Source organism: Frigoribacterium sp. VKM Ac-2859 (assembly GCF_013204925.1).
Lineage (GTDB): Bacteria > Actinomycetota > Actinomycetes > Actinomycetales > Microbacteriaceae > Frigoribacterium.
The window spans coordinates 1381431-1397562 of the sequence record NZ_JABMLC010000002.1 but is presented as its reverse complement, the minus strand read 5'-3'; the positions used below and the strand labels follow the sequence as shown (position 1 = coordinate 1397562).

The 16132-nt window shown below is 73.9% G+C and carries 16 protein-coding genes; 11 read left to right on the top strand and 5 right to left on the bottom strand.

Annotation, left to right across the window (positions count from 1 at the left end):
• Window positions 1-7 precede the first annotated feature (7 nt).
• Window positions 8-841 (top strand): SDR family NAD(P)-dependent oxidoreductase, encoded by an 834-nt coding sequence (locus HQQ78_RS14495; protein WP_056044436.1) that lies wholly within the window; start codon window positions 8-10, stop codon window positions 839-841.
• A 105-nt stretch (window positions 842-946) separates the two neighbouring features.
• Here HQQ78_RS14495 and HQQ78_RS14490 read toward each other — a convergent pair whose 3' ends face one another.
• Entirely contained in the window at window positions 947-1291 is a 345-nt protein-coding gene (locus tag HQQ78_RS14490; RefSeq protein ID WP_123570990.1) for a ribonuclease E inhibitor RraB, read from the bottom strand.
• A gap of 20 nt (window positions 1292-1311) precedes the next feature.
• The gene (locus HQQ78_RS14485; protein WP_157485223.1) at window positions 1312-1464 is read right to left on the bottom strand and encodes a hypothetical protein; all 153 of its coding nucleotides are present in this window, start codon (window positions 1462-1464) and stop codon (window positions 1312-1314) included.
• 240 nt (window positions 1465-1704) lie between these two features.
• On the opposite strand from HQQ78_RS14485, the gene HQQ78_RS14480 reads away from it, so the two are divergent.
• From HQQ78_RS14480 to HQQ78_RS14470, 4 genes are all read left to right on the top strand, one after another.
• Window positions 1705-3192 (top strand): alpha/beta hydrolase, encoded by a 1488-nt coding sequence (locus HQQ78_RS14480; RefSeq protein WP_173154352.1) that lies wholly within the window; start codon window positions 1705-1707, stop codon window positions 3190-3192.
• Window positions 3189-4802, top strand: coding sequence for a GMC family oxidoreductase (locus HQQ78_RS14475; RefSeq protein WP_173154349.1), 1614 nt, complete (start codon window positions 3189-3191; stop codon window positions 4800-4802). Before HQQ78_RS14480 ends, HQQ78_RS14475 begins: the two co-directional genes overlap by 4 nt.
• Before the next feature lie 495 nt (window positions 4803-5297).
• Window positions 5298-5423 carry a hypothetical protein gene (locus tag HQQ78_RS16220; protein WP_256415795.1) on the top strand — a complete coding sequence of 42 codons (126 nt, stop codon included), beginning with the start codon at window positions 5298-5300 and terminating at the stop codon, window positions 5421-5423.
• Window positions 5424-5461: 38 nt separating this feature from the next.
• Window positions 5462-5914 (top strand): DUF2809 domain-containing protein, encoded by a 453-nt coding sequence (locus HQQ78_RS14470; RefSeq protein WP_173154346.1) that lies wholly within the window; start codon window positions 5462-5464, stop codon window positions 5912-5914.
• 181 nt (window positions 5915-6095) lie between these two features.
• On the opposite strand, the gene HQQ78_RS14465 is transcribed toward HQQ78_RS14470, so the two are convergent.
• From HQQ78_RS14465 to HQQ78_RS14455, 3 genes are read right to left on the bottom strand one after another with little or no spacing between them, the layout of a single operon-like run.
• Window positions 6096-8249 (bottom strand): iron ABC transporter permease, encoded by a 2154-nt coding sequence (locus HQQ78_RS14465; protein WP_371740419.1) that lies wholly within the window; start codon window positions 8247-8249, stop codon window positions 6096-6098.
• An 8-nt stretch (window positions 8250-8257) separates the two neighbouring features.
• Window positions 8258-9307, bottom strand: coding sequence for an iron-siderophore ABC transporter substrate-binding protein (locus HQQ78_RS14460; RefSeq protein ID WP_304437902.1), 1050 nt, complete (start codon window positions 9305-9307; stop codon window positions 8258-8260).
• A gap of 14 nt (window positions 9308-9321) precedes the next feature.
• The gene (locus HQQ78_RS14455) at window positions 9322-10278 is read right to left on the bottom strand and encodes an ABC transporter ATP-binding protein (protein WP_371740420.1); all 957 of its coding nucleotides are present in this window, start codon (window positions 10276-10278) and stop codon (window positions 9322-9324) included.
• A 95-nt stretch (window positions 10279-10373) separates the two neighbouring features.
• On the opposite strand from HQQ78_RS14455, the gene bla reads away from it, so the two are divergent.
• The 6 genes from bla to HQQ78_RS14425 all read left to right on the top strand — a co-directional run bounded on the left by bla (window position 10374) and on the right by HQQ78_RS14425 (window position 16101).
• Window positions 10374-11336, top strand: a complete 963-nt coding sequence (gene bla / locus HQQ78_RS14450; protein ID WP_173154343.1) for a class A beta-lactamase — start codon at window positions 10374-10376, stop codon at window positions 11334-11336.
• A gap of 300 nt (window positions 11337-11636) precedes the next feature.
• Window positions 11637-12773 (top strand): ABC transporter substrate-binding protein, encoded by a 1137-nt coding sequence (locus HQQ78_RS14445; RefSeq protein WP_173154340.1) that lies wholly within the window; start codon window positions 11637-11639, stop codon window positions 12771-12773.
• Entirely contained in the window at window positions 12773-13747 is a 975-nt protein-coding gene (locus tag HQQ78_RS14440) for an ABC transporter permease subunit (RefSeq protein ID WP_173154337.1), read from the top strand. The genes HQQ78_RS14445 and HQQ78_RS14440 overlap by 1 nt, the downstream gene beginning before the upstream one ends.
• Window positions 13744-14631: an ABC transporter permease subunit gene (locus HQQ78_RS14435; protein WP_173154335.1), complete on the top strand. Its 888-nt coding sequence runs from the start codon at window positions 13744-13746 to the stop codon at window positions 14629-14631. Before HQQ78_RS14440 ends, HQQ78_RS14435 begins: the two co-directional genes overlap by 4 nt.
• Window positions 14628-15713, top strand: a complete 1086-nt coding sequence (locus HQQ78_RS14430; RefSeq protein ID WP_173154333.1) for an ABC transporter ATP-binding protein — start codon at window positions 14628-14630, stop codon at window positions 15711-15713. Before HQQ78_RS14435 ends, HQQ78_RS14430 begins: the two co-directional genes overlap by 4 nt.
• A 70-nt stretch (window positions 15714-15783) precedes the next feature.
• On the top strand, window positions 15784-16101 hold the full coding sequence (locus HQQ78_RS14425) for a hypothetical protein (protein ID WP_173154330.1): 318 nt from the start codon (window positions 15784-15786) through the stop codon (window positions 16099-16101).
• Window positions 16102-16132 lie beyond the last annotated feature (31 nt).

Here is a 16132-nt window from a genome sequence, read left to right as displayed (position 1 = left end):
TGGTCCCATGAAGATCGAACTCGACGGCACCACCGCACTCGTCACCGGCTCGACCCAGGGCATCGGCTTCGCGATCGCCCGGGGGCTCGCCGCCGCCGGGGCCCGCGTCATCGTGAACGGACGCTCGACGGAGACCACGGGGGCGGCCCGAGCGCGCCTCCTCGACTCGCTGGCCGGCGACGCCGCCTTCGCGGCCCTCGACGCCGGGACCCGGGAGGCGCGGGTCGTCACGCTCGCGGCCGACCTGGCCACCGAGGCGGGTGCGCAGGCGGCGGTCGAGGCCTTCCCCGAGGTCGACGTGCTGGTGAACAACCTCGGCGTCTTCGGCTCGGCCGACGCGTTGAGCATCGACGACGACGAGTGGCGCCGCTACTTCGAGACGAACGTGCTCTCGGCCGTGCGTCTGACGCGGGCCTACCTGCCCGGCATGATGGAGCGCGGCTGGGGCCGGGTGCAGTACATCGCGAGCGACTCGGCGATCGTGACGCCGGTCGAGATGATCCACTACGGGGTGTCGAAGACGGCCCTGCTCGGGGTGTCGCGGGGGTTCGCGAAGGCGGCCGCCGGTTCGGGCGTGACGGTCAACAGCGTCATCGCCGGGCCGACGCACACGGGTGGCGTCGAGGAGTTCGTGCGCGAGCTGGTCGGCGACGACCTGCCCTGGGACGAGGCCCAGCACGAGTTCATGCTGAAGCACCGGCCGCAGTCGCTCATCCAGCGACTGATCGAGCCGGAGGAGATCGCCAACATGGTGGTCTACCTGAGTTCGCGCTTCGCCTCGGCGACGACGGGCGGGGCGCTGCGGGTCGACGGCGGCTACGTCGACGCGATCGTCCCGTAGGGCGGGAGCGATGTCGAACCACCGACGTGGCGTCGAACCACGCACATCGGCGGTTCGACGCCACCTCGGTGGTGCGACCCGGGGGCACAGGCGGGTGCAGGCGGGTCAGGCCTGGGCTTCGGCGATGACCTCGGCGCTCCAGCCGTCGTACCGACCGCCGGATCGCTGCACGACGTCGAACACCTCTCGGGTGAAGGTCACGGCGCGGTCGTCGTCGAGCGCGTCCTCCCGGCTGGCCCGGAGATCTGCCCCCAGCAGACCGTGCCGGGTGACCGTCGCGTCGTAGCCCGCCGTGCGGAGTTCGTCGGCCGCGCGTTCGGCAGCCGATCGGCGCGAGAAGTCGGCCGCGTGCGTGACGGTCCGTGCGAGGTCGAACCGATCACGGAGCTCGTCGCGGGTCACCAGCTGGGCGGCGCACCGCTGGAGGTGGACGACGAGTCCCTCGTCCATCGTCGTACCCCGGGCCCCGACTAGCGGGTGCGGGCGGCGGGACGTCCGCCGCGGCCCCGGCGGTCGGCACGAGGCGCACGGGTGGGCAGCACCGCCGCGACCAGGAAGAAGACGATGCCGAAGATGACGACGATCGACCCGATGACCATGAGGGCGATGATGACGGTTTCCATCCGCCCATCCTCCCGGGCGGGCGGGGCGGGCACAAGGCGCGACTCCTGAGCATCCGCCGCCCGCGCCTCCTCGGGGTACGCCTCCCAGCGTCGGGACCACCCGCGGTGGGCAATCAGTCGTACCACCGGCACGGTCCGCACGCCCTCATTCGGCCCGATGACGGTGGCGCGCCGTAGCGTCGAGTCCGCCGGGACGACGGGGGTCGTCGCCCGGCCCCACGTCTTCTCCGAGGAGTCCGAGTGACCAGCGACACCACCACACGCCCCACCCTGTTCTGCCTGCACGCGCTCGGCATGAGCCGGCTCGAGTACGGTCCCGTCACCGAGGCGCTCGGCGACGACGTCGAGGTGGTCGCCCTCGACCTGCCCGGCTTCGGCGACGCCACCACGGCCGACGGGGTGACCGTCGACGACATGGTCCGTCAGGTCACCCGGCAGATCCGCCGGCACGGCGCCACCCGCTGGCTGCTCGTCGGTCACAGCATGGGTGGCAAGATCGCGTCGATCGTCGCCGCGCGCACGCTCGCCGGGCAGGGCGGGCTCTTCGGCCTCGCCGGGGTCGTGCTGCTCGCGGCGTCCCCGCCGTCACCCGAGCCCATGAGCGAGTCGAACCGCGAGCAGATGATCGCCGCGGCCGCCGACGGCCCGCTCGACGCCGACACGGCCCGCAGCTTCGTCGACGACAACGTCGGCGCTCCCCTGGCCACGCCGCTCGACGACCAGGCCCTCGCCGACCTGCACCGCACCTCCCCCGAGGCGTGGACCGCATGGTTCGACCGCGGCAGCCGCGAGGACTGGTCGGCCGAGGTCGGCACCCTCGACGTGCCCGCCCTGATCGTCGCCGGGGGCGCCGACGGGCCGTTGGGCGAGGACGCCCAGCGTCGCCTGAACGGCGCCGTCTACCCGCGTGCCACGCACCTCACCCTGGACGGCGCGGGGCACCTCTTGCCGCTCGAGCGCCCGACCGAGGTCGCTTCGGCCATCCTCGACTTCTGGCGCGACGACGCGGGGCGGGCGCCGGTCATGTCGGACGACTTCGCCCGCGTCATCGCCTCGAGCCGCACCGCCTCGAACACCCGCGGCATCCTCGCCCGGCGCGCCGTCGCCGACGACCCGCGCTACGTCCCACAGGTGCTGACCGAGGCGCAGCTGACCACGTTGCGTGCCGTGGCCTCCCGCGTCGTGCCGCAGGACGACCCCGACCACTCGGTCGACCTCGCCGCGCGGGTCGACGCCCAGCTCGCCGCCGGCTACGGCGACGGCTGGCGCAACGCCGACCTGCCGAGCGACCCCGAGGCCTACGCGCTGGGCCTCGACGCCCTCGCCGACTTCACCGGCCTGACCTACGAGCAGCAGGACGAGCGGCTCGCCGCGATCGTCGCGGGCGATCCCGACGACGCCCTCGGCACCGTCGGCGACAGCGGTGGCGGCGACTCGCACCACGGCGGCGACCAGGACGACGCCGGGATGACCGGCGGCACCCCCGGGCGCACGGGGCAACCCAGCCCCGACGAGGCACACCCCTTCTCGGTCGAGCAGCTCACCGCGTGGTTCGAGGACTGCCGCGTCGACTTGGTCAAGCTCTGGCTCGCCCACCCCGCGACGATGGAACGCATCGGCTTCGACGGTTTCGCGAACGGCCGTGCCGGTCGCGCCCTGCAAGGATTCAGCCGGCTCGGTGCCGGCCAACGAGAGGGCTGGGAACCAGCCATGGAGGTCACCCGATGAAGCTCGACGGACAACGCACCTACGACGAGTCCGAGGTCGTCGACGCGGTCGTGATCGGAACCGGCGCCGGTGGCGCCCCGATCCTGGCGAAGCTCGCCCTGCAGGGCCTCTCGGTCGTCGCGCTCGAGGCCGGCCGCAACTTCGAGCCCGACGAGTACACGCAGGACGAGATCGAGGCCGTCAAGATCAACTGGATGGACGAGCGCCTCAGCGGCGGCGAGACCCCGACCGCGTTCGGCCAGAACAACAGCGGCAAGGGCGTGGGCGGTTCGACCCTGCACTGGGGCGCCTTCACCCCCCGTCCCGACGAGCGCGACCTCAAGCTCAAGTCCCTCACGGGCAAGGGCGAGGACTGGCCGGTCGACCACGCCGAGCTGATCGGGTACATCGAAGAGGTCGAGCACTTCGTCGGCGTCTCCGGCCCGGCCGACTACCCGTGGGACCCGTCGCGGTCGTACCTGATGCCGCCGCCCGCCCGCAACGCGTCGAGCGACATGATGATCCGCGGGTGCGAGGCCTTGGGCATCCGGGCCACGGACGCCCCGGCGGCCCTGGTCAGCCGTGACTGGCGTCAGGAGCACGTCGGCACCCGCCCGGCCTGCGTCGGCTGCGGCAGCTGCCACCAGGGGTGCCGCAGCGGCGCCAAGGTCAGCATGGACACCAGCTACCTGCCGATGGCCGTCGCGAACGGGGCCGAGATCCGCCCCGAGTCGATGGTCACGGGCATCGAGCTCGACGAGGCCGGCGAGGTGTCGGCCGTGGTCTACGTCCGCGACGGCGTCGAGCACCGCCAGCGCACCGCCGCGCTCTTCCTCTGCGCGGGCGGCGTCGAGACCCCGCGCCTGCTCTTGCACGCCGGCATCGCCAACAGCAGCGACCAGGTCGGTCGCAACTTCATGGCCCACGGCGCGACGCAGGTCTGGGGCACCTTCGACACCGAGATGCGCGGCTACCGCGGCTACCCGTCGTCGATCATCACCGAAGACACGATGCGGCCCGAGGGCGTCGACTTCGTCGGCGGCTACCTGATCCAGAGCCTCGGCGCCATGCCGTTGACGCTGGCGACGACCCTGGCCCGCGGTGCCGGCCTCTGGGGCCCCGAACTCGTGGAGGCGCTCGACGACTACCGCTTCATGGCCGGCGTCGGCATCAACGCCGAGTGCCTGCCGAGCGAACAGAACCGCCTGACGCTGTCCGACGAGGTCGACGAGTTCGGCATGCCCAAGGTCGTCGTCACCTTCACGCCCGGCGACAACGAGAAGGCGATCGACGACCACGCCGTCGAGACGATGACCGCGATCGTCGAGGCGGCCGGGGGCCGCGACATCCGCGTCCTGGCCCGCACGGCGCACACGATCGGCACCTGCCGCATGGGCACCGACCCGGCGACGGCCGTGGTCGACCCCGACGGGCGCAGCTTCGACGTGCCGAACCTCTGGATCGCCGACAACTCGGTCTTCCCGAGTGCCGTCGTCGCCAACCCCGCCCTGACGATCATGGCCCTCGGCCTGCGCACCGCCGACCGCTTCCTGGCGAGCGCCGGGCTGACGGGCACCGTCGCCGGCGAGCGCGTCGGCGCGGACGTCTCGCGCGTCGTCGACGCGGCCTGACCTGCAGCACGCGACCCGCGCCTCCTGAGCTCCACCGCCCAGGAGGCGCGGGTCGCGTCGGCGAGGAACGCCCCCGTGACGCAGGGCCACGGTCACGAACAACGTCGCGATCTGAAGCCACGGCACGGTCTTCCTGGGCTGGCCCTCGGCGTCTTTCGACATGAGGATCACCTCCTGGTGTGCGCGCCGGCGGACACGAGGAGCGGAAGGTGCCAGGGATGCAATCCAGGAGGACCTGGATTACGATCGACCGAGTAGTGAACTCGGGATTGCTAGCATCCCTGGTCTTCCACTCGGAGGACAAACGAAGCCCACGATCGTTGCTGCGGTCGTGGGCTTCACTCTTGCCCGGGGCCGTGACCCGGCGGTGCCCGGCCCCAGGGACGATCCTAGATGAGACATGTCGGTCAGGCGGCGGGGGGGGTCGTCCTCCCGGCGCGCGGCGTGGTCCCCGAGACGGACGCGACCCGGCTCGCCCGTTCGTAGGCTCGACGGATGACCTCTCCAACCCTGCGCCGGGCGATCGCGACGTCGGTGGTGGCTGCGGTTGTGGCCGGGGTGGCCGACGGGCGGTCGGCCGACGGCCTGTCGTTCGTCGTCCAGACCGGGTGCCTCTCGTGACGCCGCCCGTCGAGTGGTCGCGAAGCGTCCCTCCCGCTGTGCGCAAGGACGATTCGGGACCACTCGACCCGCGGGCCGCAGGTCCGGGGGATGCTCGACGACTGCGGGCGCGGGCGCGGCTGCTGACGGCGGTCGCGGCGGCGGCGACCGTCGCCCTCGGCGTCGTCGCGAAGCTCGCCGTCCCCGGGCTGACGGGCGACCTGCTCGGCTCGGCGCTCTACACCGTGCTGCTCGCCCTGCTGCTCGCGCTCGTCGCCCCACGCCTCGTCGCCCCGCGCCTGGCAGCCCCCGTCGCGGCCGGGGCCGCCACCGCGGCGTCGGTCGGCATCGAGCTGCTCCAACTGACCGGGCTGCCCGCCGCCGCCGCCGACGCGTTCCCGCCCGCCGCGTGGGTGCTCGGCTCCACCTTCGTGGCGACCGACCTGCTCGGGTACCTGGCGGGGGGCGTCGCGGGGCTGGTGCTGCTCCGGGTGCTGCGCCGCGCCTCCTGACGTCCCGACCCCAGGAGGCGCGGGTCGAGTGGGCAGGAAACGTCCTTCGTCGAGGCGGGAAGGACGTTTTCTGCCCACTCGACCGGCCAGGGCGCCAGGGCGCCAGGGCGGCCAGGGCGGCGGGGCGCCGGGCGTCGAGGCGTCGGGGCGCCGGGGCGCAGGGCGTCAGCGCGCCGGGGCGTCAGCTCGCGGAGGCCCGCCCGCGCCAGAGCAGCCAGACGAAGTACGGCGTGCCGATCACGGCGGTCAGCAGGCCGGCGCCGAGCTGTGCCGGGGCGATCAGCGTGCGGCCGAGCACGTCGGCGGCGCAGACCAGCACCGCGCCGAGCAGCACGGCCACGGGCAGCACCCGCGCGTGCCGCCGTCCGACCAGCGACCGGGCGGCGTGCGGGGCGACGAGTCCGACGAATCCGTCCACGCCCACGGCGGCCACGGCCGTCGCCGTGAGCAGCACGGCGAGCGACAGGAAGACCAGGCGCGACCGCGAGAGCGAGACCCCGAGGAGGCGCGGGGTGTCGTCGTCCACCCCGAGCAGGTCGAGGCGACGGCGCAGCAGCACGACCACGACGAGCGCGGCCACGAGCACCAGCGACACCGGCAGCGCGTCGTCCAGGGTGCGGCCGTAGGTCGAACCCGACAGCCAGGTCAGCGCCTTCGCGCCGTTGAACGGGTCGGTCAGGACGATCAGCAGGCTGATCGCGGCCGCCGTCGCCGTCGAGACGCCGATGCCGATCAGCACGAGCCGGTTCTGCGGGAAGCCACCGCGGGAGGCGAGGCCGAACACGACGACGGCCGCCACGACGGCTCCGGCGAACGCCGCGCCGGCGATGCCCCAGCCGGTCGCGAGCGGCACGGTGGTGACGAGCAGCACGGCCCCGAGGCCGGCTCCGCCCGTCACGCCGAGGATGCCCGGCTCGGCGAGCGGGTTGCGCGTGACGGCCTGCACGAGCGTGCCGGCGAGCGCCAGCGCCGCCCCCGCGGCGAGGGCGGCCACGACCCGGGGGACGCGGGTGTCGAGCACGTAGGTGACGACGCGGCCGGACCGACCGGCCACCCAGTTGGCGACGTCGCCGAGCAGCAGCTTGGCGTCGCCGAGCAGCACCGAGCCGAGGACGACGGCGACGAGGGCGGCGAGCACGACCACGACGACGACCACGAACCGCAGGCGGGAGACCACGGGGTGCCGGTCGGTCGGGGTGACGCCGCCGTGGTCGCGGGCACGGAAGGCCAGCACGACGAGGACGACCGCCCCGAGCAGCGAGGTCACGACGCCGGTCGGCACCTGGACCGACGTCTCGGCACCGACCAGGGCGCGCAGCAGCACGTCGGCGCCGAGCACGAGGGCGGCGCCCGCCAGGGCCGCGAGGGGCAGGAAGACGAGGAAGCGGCGGACGGAGGGCACGGCCCGACGCAGCAGGCGGACGAGGGCGGGGGCGCAGAGGCCGACGAAACCGATCGGCCCCGCGAGGGTGACGGCGGCGGCCGAGAGCAGCACGGCGGCGAGGACGGTCACCACGCGGGTCGTGCGGACGTCGACGCCGACGCTGCGGGCGGCGTCGTCCCCGAGCGCGAGGGCGTCCACGCGGACGTTCATCGCGACGAGCACGAGCAGCCCCACGACGATCACCGGGGCGAGCTGGACGACGCCGTCGAAGCCGTTCTGCGAGATGCTGCCCTGGCCCCAGGCGTAGAGCCCGGCGGTCTGCTGCGGGAAGAGCAGCAGCAGGGCGCTCGTCACCGAGGCGAGGCCGAGGGCGAGGGCGCTGCCGGCGAGCACGAGCCGCACGGTGCCGGCGCCCAGCCCGGACACCGCGAGCACGAGCCCCGCGGCGAGCAGCCCGCCGACGAACGCGACGCCGGACGAGGCGAGCAGGGGCAGGCTGAGCCCCGTGACGGCCGCGACCGCGAGCGCCGCGTAGGCGCCGGCGTTGACGGCGAGGGTGTCGGGCGAGGCGAGGACGTTGCGGCTCATCTGTTGCAGGGCCGCCCCGGCGGCTCCGAGGGCGACGCCGACCAGCAGGCCGGCGACCATCCGCGGGAGGCGCGAGGCCACGACCACGGACGCGTCACCTGCCGTCGCGGTGCCGGTCAGCGCCTGCCAGACCTGCCGGGCGCCGACGTCGGCGGTGCCCTGCGTGACGTCCACGAGGGCGAGCACCACGACGACGGCGACCAGCGCGACCGTCACGCCCACCGACCCGAGCGTGACCCGGCGGGGGGCGGCGAGCCGCGCCTCCTGGGCTCGCGCCGCGCGGAGCGCCCGCTCGTCGGGCACGGCGGCGGGCTCGCCGAGCCGGGGCGGCGCGGGGTCGGTGGGGGTGACGGTCGTGCTCACGGTGCCGGTTACTTCGTCAGGGTCGACACCAGCGAGTCGACGTAGGCGGTCATCGCGGCGGGGCCGCCGAACATCCAGATGCCGTCGTCGAGACGGTGCACGTCACCGGACTGCACGAACGGCAGCGACGTCCAGACGGCGTTCGAGGCGAGCGACACCGCGAACGGGTCGTCGGCACCGGCGGCGGTGTTGTCGATGTAGAGGAACTGCACGTCGGCCGGCAGCTGCGTGAGGCCCTCGACGTCGGTCGTGGCGAGGCCGTACGCCTCGTCGCCCTCGACGGTCCAGGCGTTCGTCAGGCCGAGCTCCTCGGTGACGTCGGACACGAGCGAGCCCTTGGCGTAAGGGCGGATGCTGACCTGGCCGGCGTCGACGTAGGCGTCGGCGAAGGCGAAGGGCTGACCGGCGAGACCGGCGTCGGCGAGGGCCTGCTTGCCCGCCTCGACGGCGTCGGTGAACTCCTTCTTCACCTCGGTCGCCTTCTCCTCGGTGCCGGTCGCCTTGGCGATGAGGTCGAGGTTGTCCATGCTGTGCTCGATCTGGCGCGAGGCGTCGGCCGAGGTGATCTGCAGCACGGGAGCGATCTCCTTCAGCTGCTCGACGGCGTCGGCGCTCAGGCCGTCGGTCGCGACGATCAGGTCGGGTGCGAGCGACGCGACGGTGTCGAGGCTCGGCTCGCCGCGGGTGCCGATGTCGGTCGGCTCGTTGGTGAGCGGCACGGCGGCGTCCCACTCGTTGTACCCCTTCACGTCGGCGACGCCCACGGGTTCGACGCCGAGGGCGACGAGGTCCTCGACGACGTTCCACTCGGTGCCGACGACCTTCGTCGCGGGACCGTCGAGGGTGATCTCGGCCCCCGTGCCGTCGGTCAGGGTGATCTGCTCGCCGCTGCCCGAGGTCGAGCCGGCGTCGGCCGACTCGGTGGTGCCGCAGCCGGCGAGGGTCAGGGCCGCGGCCGCGGCGACGGCGGTGACCGTCAGCAGTCGGCGGGCGGGGCGGCGGGCGGGGCCGCCGGTGGTCGGGGTGTGGCGGGGCGTCGTCATCAGGCGCTGGGTCACGGGTGGTGTCTCTCTCATCGGACGGGCGTCTCGGCCCGGGTGTGGTGTCGGCCGATCGCGCGGGTGCGCAGGTGGCCGGTGGTGGGGTCGGTGTCGACGTCGATGCGGATGCCCCAGACGTCGGTCAGGAGGCGCGGTGTCAGCACGTCCCCGGGGTCGCCCTCGGCGACGATGCGGCCTTCGCTCAGCACGACGATGCGGTCGGCGAGCGCGGCGGCCTGGTCGAGGTCGTGCAGGACGACTCCGACCGCGATGCGGCCCGAGTCGGCCAGGTCGCGCACGAGGTCGAGCAGCTCGACCTGGTAGCGCAGGTCGAGGTAGGTGGTGGGCTCGTCGAGCAGCAGCACCCCGGTGTCCTGCGCGAGGCAGCTGGCCAGCCAGACGCGCTGCAGCTGACCGCCCGAGAGCTGGTCGACGCCTCGGTCGGCGAGGTCGGCGACACCGGTGAGTCCGAGCGCGCGGTCGACGGCGGCGGGGCCGTCCGGGTCGGAGCGCCCCCAGCGGCCGCGGTGCGGGTAGCGGCCGAACTCGACGACGTCGCGCACGCTGAGGCCACCGGGGGTCGGGCGCCCCTGCGTCAACAGCGCCACGCGCCGCGCGAACTGCCGCAGCGACAGCTCGAACCCGTCGACCGTCTCGTCGCCCGGGCCCTCGCTCGCGCTCGCGCGGTCGAGTGGTCGCGAATCGTCCTTCCCGGGCGCGCGGACGACGTTCTCGGACCACTCGACCCCCGCAGGAGGCGCGGCGAGGGTCAGCGAGCCCGTGCGCGGCTTCTGCAGCCGGGCGAGGGTGCGCAGCAGGGTCGACTTGCCGCTGCCGTTCGGGCCGACGAGGGCGGTGACGCAGCCGGGGCGCAGCTCGAGGCGGGCTCCGCGGATGACGTCGACGCCGTCGTAGGCGACCGAGACGTCGTCGGCACGGAGGGTGGCCGAGGCGGGTGCGGTGGCCGCGAGGGGCAGGTCGGTGGTCACGCGCTTAGGTTAGCCTAACCTCACCCCGGTGCCGCAACCCGACCTCTCGACGTCGAGCCGACCCGCGCCTCCGGGGCGTCGGCGAGACTGGACCGATGACCTCCCGGACGACGAAGACGACGACCCTCCTGACGGCCACCGCCCTGGGCCTGGGCCTCGCGCTGACCGGCTGCTCGACGCCCGGGGCGTCGGCACCCGCCCCGAGCCCGACCGCCACGCCGGTCCCCCTGCCCAGCCCGATCGCGGCGCCCGACCTCGCGACCCCCGAGGTCGAGGCCGCGCTGACCGACCTCGAGACCAGGTACGACGCGCGCGTCGGCCTCTCCGTGCTCGACACCGGCTCGGGCGCGACCCTCGACCACCGCGCCGACGAACGCTTCGGGTACGCGTCGAGCCTCAAGGCGTTCGCCGCGGCGGCCCTGCTCGACGCGACCGACGACGCCGACCTCGACCGCGTCGTCACCTGGACCCAGGCCGAGGTCGACGCCGCGGGGTACTCGCCGCTGACCAGCGAGCACGTCGCCGACGGGCTCCCGCTGCGGCAGCTCGCCGAGGCGGCCGTCCGGCAGAGCGACAACACGGCACTGAACCTCGTGCTCGCCGAGCTCGGCGGCCCGGCCGGGCTCGACGCCGCCCTCGCCGCGCAGGGCGACGACGTGACCGACGTCGTCCACGGCGAGCCCGAGCTCAACCGGCTCACCCCGGGCAGCACGGCCGACACGACCACGCCCGCCGCCTTCACCGCCACCCTCGCCCGCATCACCGACGGCGACTGGCTCGCCGCCGACGACCGCGCCACCCTGCTCGAGTGGATGTCGGGCAACGCGACCGGCGACACCCTGATCCGTGCCGGCGCTCCCGACGGCTGGCAGGTCGCCGACAAGTCAGGAGGCGCGGGCGGCATCCGCAACGACGTCGCGATCGTCGTCCCCCCGTCGGGCGACCCCGTGGTGATCTCGGTGCTCACCACGCGCAACGACCCCGCCGCGACGTACGACGACGCCCTCGTCGCCGCCGCGGCCGAGGTCGCCCTCACCGCCGTCGCCGCCGCCCGCTGACCCGGCCGGCCCCGCCCGCCCCCTCGACCCCCGCCCTCTCCTCTCCTCCCCACCGCTCGTCGAGTGGGCAGAAGATGCTCCTCCCGCGGTGACGAGCAGCATCTTCTGCCCACTCGTCGCCGACTGTCCGTGCGGCGACGCCCCCGTCGGCCCGCCCACCCCGCCACCACCTGTTCGCCCCTCGTTCACGCGGCCTCCCCCGGGACGTCGTCGCGCCTCCTTAGCGTGCCCAGCGGGCCGTCCGGTCCCCCGTCGCCGTCCCCGGCGAACCCCGGCCCCGCACCCGAAGGACTCCACCGCATGATCGACAAGCGCCTGCTCGTCTCGGCCGCCACCCTCGGCATCGCCGCCCTCGCCCTGACCGGCTGCTCGGCGAGCGCCGACGCCGACAGCTCGGGAGGCGCGGCGAACGGCACCGACGCCGCCACCGCCACCAGCGCCGAGGACTTCGGCGGCATGGACGCCCTGGTCAGCGCCGCGCAGGCCGAGGGCGAGCTCAACGTGATCGCCCTGCCCGACACCTGGGCGAACTACGGCAAGATCATCGACGGGTTCGAGGAGAAGTACGACATCACCGTCAACTCGGACAGCCCCGACGTCTCGAGCGCCGAGGAGATCACCGCCGCCCAGAACCTGAAGGGGCAGGACACCGCCCCCGACGTGTTCGACCTCGGCTCGGCCGTGACGCTCGCCAACCTCGACCAGTTCGCGCCGTACGAGGTGTCGACCTGGGACGACATCGCCGACGACCACAAGGACGCTGACGGCAGATGGGTCTACGACTACACCGGCCTGATGTCGGTCGGCTACGACGCCGACGCCGTGCCGGCCCCCGAGAGCCTCGACGACCTGCTCGGCTCGGACTACGAGGGCAAGGTCGCGATCAACGGCGACCCGACCCAGGCCGGTGCCGCCGCCGCGGCCGTCGAGTGGGCCGCGCTGCAGTCCGGCGGCAGCGCCGACGACGTCAGCACGGGCGTCGACTGGTTCTCGCAGCTGGCCGATGCCGGCAACTTCCTGCCCACCGACCCCACCCCGGCGACGATCGCCTCGGGCGAGACCCCGGTCGTCTTCGACTGGAGCTACAACAACCTGGCCGCCGCGGCTGACGCCGGCGGACGCGACTGGAAGACGGCCGTCCTGCCCGGAACCGCCCTCGGCAGTTACTACAACCAGGCGATCAACGTCGACGCCCCGCACCCCGCCGCGGCCCGCCTGTGGCAGGAGTACGTCCTGGGCGACGACGCGCAGAACCTGTACCTCGCGGCCGGCGCCTACCCCGTGCGCCTCGCGGCGATGACCGAGGCCGGCACCGTCGACCAGGACGCCCTCGAGAAGGTCGGCGAGCAGCCCTCCGACACCGTCCAGTTCACGGCGGAGCAGACCGAGGCCGCCTCGAAGGTCCTGGCCGACACCTGGGCCACGGCGATCGGCTGATGGTGACGACGTCGACCCGCGCGGCGGACGCGACCGCCGATGTGCGGTCGGCGCACGAGGGGGACGGCGGCGGCCTGCCGACCCGCGCCTCCTCGTCCTCCGACGGCGTCGGCCCCTCCCGGGGTCGGCGCCGTCCGGCGGCCTGGTGGGGGCTGACCCCGTTCGCCGTCTGGGTGCTCGCCTTCTTGATCGTGCCGTGCCTGCTCGCGCTCGGGACGGGCTTCGTCGACGGCGACGGCGCCCTCACCCTCGACAACCTGGCCGCGCTCGGCGACCCGCTGATCGTCCGGGCCTTCGCCAGTTCGGCCGCCGTCTCGGCCGTCACCGCCGTGGCCGGGGCCGTCGTCGGTGCCGTCGTCTGCTGGGGCCTCACCTCGCTGCGCCCCGACGGAGCCGTCCGCAACGCCATCGACGCCGCGTCGAGCGTGCTCGCCCAGTTCGGCGGCGTCATGCTGGCGTTCGCCTTCATCGCGACGATCGGCATCCAGGGCGTCGTCACGCGGTTGCTGATCGACGTCGCCGGCGTCGACCTCTACGCGGACGGGGTCTGGTTCTACCAGGTGCCCGGGCTCCTGCTGCCCTACCTGTACTTCCAGGTGCCCCTCATGGTGATCACCTTCATGCCCGCCGTCAGCGGCCTCCGCCCGCAGTGGAGCGAGGCCGTGGCCACGCTCGGCGGCACCCGGTGGCAGCACCTCGTCCGCGTGGTCGTCCCGGTGCTCGCCCCGGCGTTCGTCGGCAGCCTGCTGCTGCTCTTCGCCAACGCCTTCTCGTCGTACGCGACCGCCGCCGCCCTGATCAGCCAGGGCGCCCAGATCGTGCCGCTGCAGATCCGCGCCGCACTGATCAGCGAGACGGTGCTCGGCCGCGAGAACGTCGCCGGCGCGCTCGCGCTCGGCATGGTCGTCGTCATGGCCGTGCTGATGACGGGTTACTCGCTGCTGCAGCGCCGCACCGAGCGGTGGCAGCGATGAGCGCCCGGACGACGGAGCCGACGCGCACGACGCGCACGCCCCGGACGACGAGCGCTCCGCGGTCGACGAGCGCAGGAGGCGCGGGCACGGTCGCGCGCCGCACCGCCCTGGTCGTCGTGGGGGCCCTCTTCGCGGTGCCGATCGCGGCGATGGTCGCGTTCTCGCTGCGCAGCGCCGACGGCACGGGTCACGACCTGAACCACTGGCTGGCGATCGTCGACCCCGAGAACGAGCGGATGTACCGCAACCTCGTCGAGGGGGTCACGAACTCGCTGCTGCTCGCCGTCGTCTCGGCCCTGCTCGTGCTCGTGCTGCTGGTGCCGGCGATGGTGCTCGTGCACCTGCGCCACCCGCGCCTCGTGCGGCCCCTCGAGTTCGTCTGCCTCGTGCCGATCACGGTGCCCGCGATCGTGCTCGTGGTCGGGCTGGCGCCGGTCTACTCGGTCGTCTCGCGGGTGGCCGGTTCGGGCGCCTGGACGCTCGCGCTCGCGTACGGCGTCACGGTGCTGCCCTACGCCTACCGTGCGGTGCAGTCCGACCTCGCGGCCACCGACCTCCGCACGCTGACCGAGGCCGCGCGCACGCTCGGCTCGAGCTGGCCGCGCACGATGGCCCTCGTCGTCGTGCCGAGCCTCCGCCGGGGGCTGCTCGCGGCGGCGTTCATCACCGTGGCCGTGGTGCTCGGCGAGTTCACCATCGCCTCGCTGCTCAACCGCGTGAACCTGCAGACCGCCCTGGTGCAGGTGTCCCGTTCCGACCCCTACGCCGCCGTCGTCCTCGCCCTGATCTCGTTGGCCTTCGCCTTCGTGCTGCTGCTCGTGATCGGGCGGGTCGGAGCCCTCGGGGCCGCCCGCCCGATCCCCACCCGGAAGGCCCTCTCGTGACCGCCACGCTCCCCCGCCCCTCCGTCACGAGTCCGACGGCCGCCGGCGCGGGCGCCGCCGTCGCGTTCCACGACGTGACGAAGCAGTTCGCCGGGCACCGGGCGCTGACCGGGCTCGACCTCGAGCTGCAGCCCGGCGAGCTCGTCGCCGTGCTCGGCCCCTCGGGCTGCGGCAAGACCACCGCGCTGCGCAGCCTCGCCGGGCTCGAGGACGTCACGGGCGGCAGCATCACGATCGACGGCCGCGACGTGGTCGGCGTGCCGACGCACCGCCGCGACGTCGGCATGGTGTTCCAGGCGTACTCGCTGTTCCCGCACCTGACCGTGCGGCAGAACGTGGAGTTCGGGCTGCGCATGCGTCGGGTCGACAAGGCCGCCCGCGCCACCCGAGCGGGCGAGATGCTCGACCTGGTCGGGCTCGGCGACCTCGGCGAGCGCTACGCCCACCAGCTCTCGGGCGGACAGCAGCAGCGCGTCGCGCTGGCCCGGGCGCTGGTCACGCGGCCCCGCGTGCTGTTGCTCGACGAGCCGCTCAGCGCCCTCGACGCCAAGGTGCGGGTGCAGCTGCGGGACGAGATCCGGCGCATCCAGCGCGAGCTGTCGATCACCACGCTGTTCGTCACCCACGACCAGGAGGAGGCCCTCGCCGTCGCCGACCGCGTCGCCGTCATGCGCGCCGGGTCGATCGAGCAGGTGGGAACGCCCGAAGAGCTCTACTCGGCCCCCGCGACGGCGTTCGTGGCCGAGTTCGTCGGGACGAGCAACCGGGTCTCCGGCGAGGTCATCGGCGGGCTCGTGCGGCTGGCGGGCTGCCCCGAGGTGCCGGTCGTGGGGACGCCGGCCGAGGGACCGGTCTGGGCGTACGTGCGTCCAGAGGACGTGTCGTTCGTCGCGCAGGGCGGGCTCGCGGGCGTCGTCGAGTCGGTGTCGTTCCTGGGGGCCGTGTGCCGCACCCGCGTGCGCGTGGACCGCGAGACGCTGCTCGTGCTGGACCACCGGGCCGACGAACGGCGCGAGCCGGGGTCGTCGGTGCGCATCTCGTTCACGCCCGCCCGCGTGGCCGTGACGAGCCGCGCCTCCTGACCCACCCGACGGCACCGGGTCACCCGGGCGACGGAGGCGGCCCGCACGGTCCCGCCGTTAGCCTCGGGGCATGCCCCCGGTGACCGGTCCCGACGACGTGCCCCGCGCCTCCTCGGTGTGGCAGGCCGAGATCGTCACGACCCGGCGGCCGAGGCCACTCGTCGCCGGGCGATGGCTCGTCTCGGTCGTCGTCGGGTTCTTCCTCGGCTCGTTCGAGGGCGAGTGGCCGGGCTTCGACGTCGTGGTCCGCGAGCGCTCGACCGGTCGCGAGATCCACCGTCTGCCGCCCCAGGGCCTCACCGGCGCCGACGAGTCCAAGGTCGAGATCGAGGCGGACCTCGACCGGCTCACCTGCGACGAGTTCCGCGCCGAGTGGGCGCTCGCCTGACCCACATCTGATACTTCAGACGGAGGCTCAC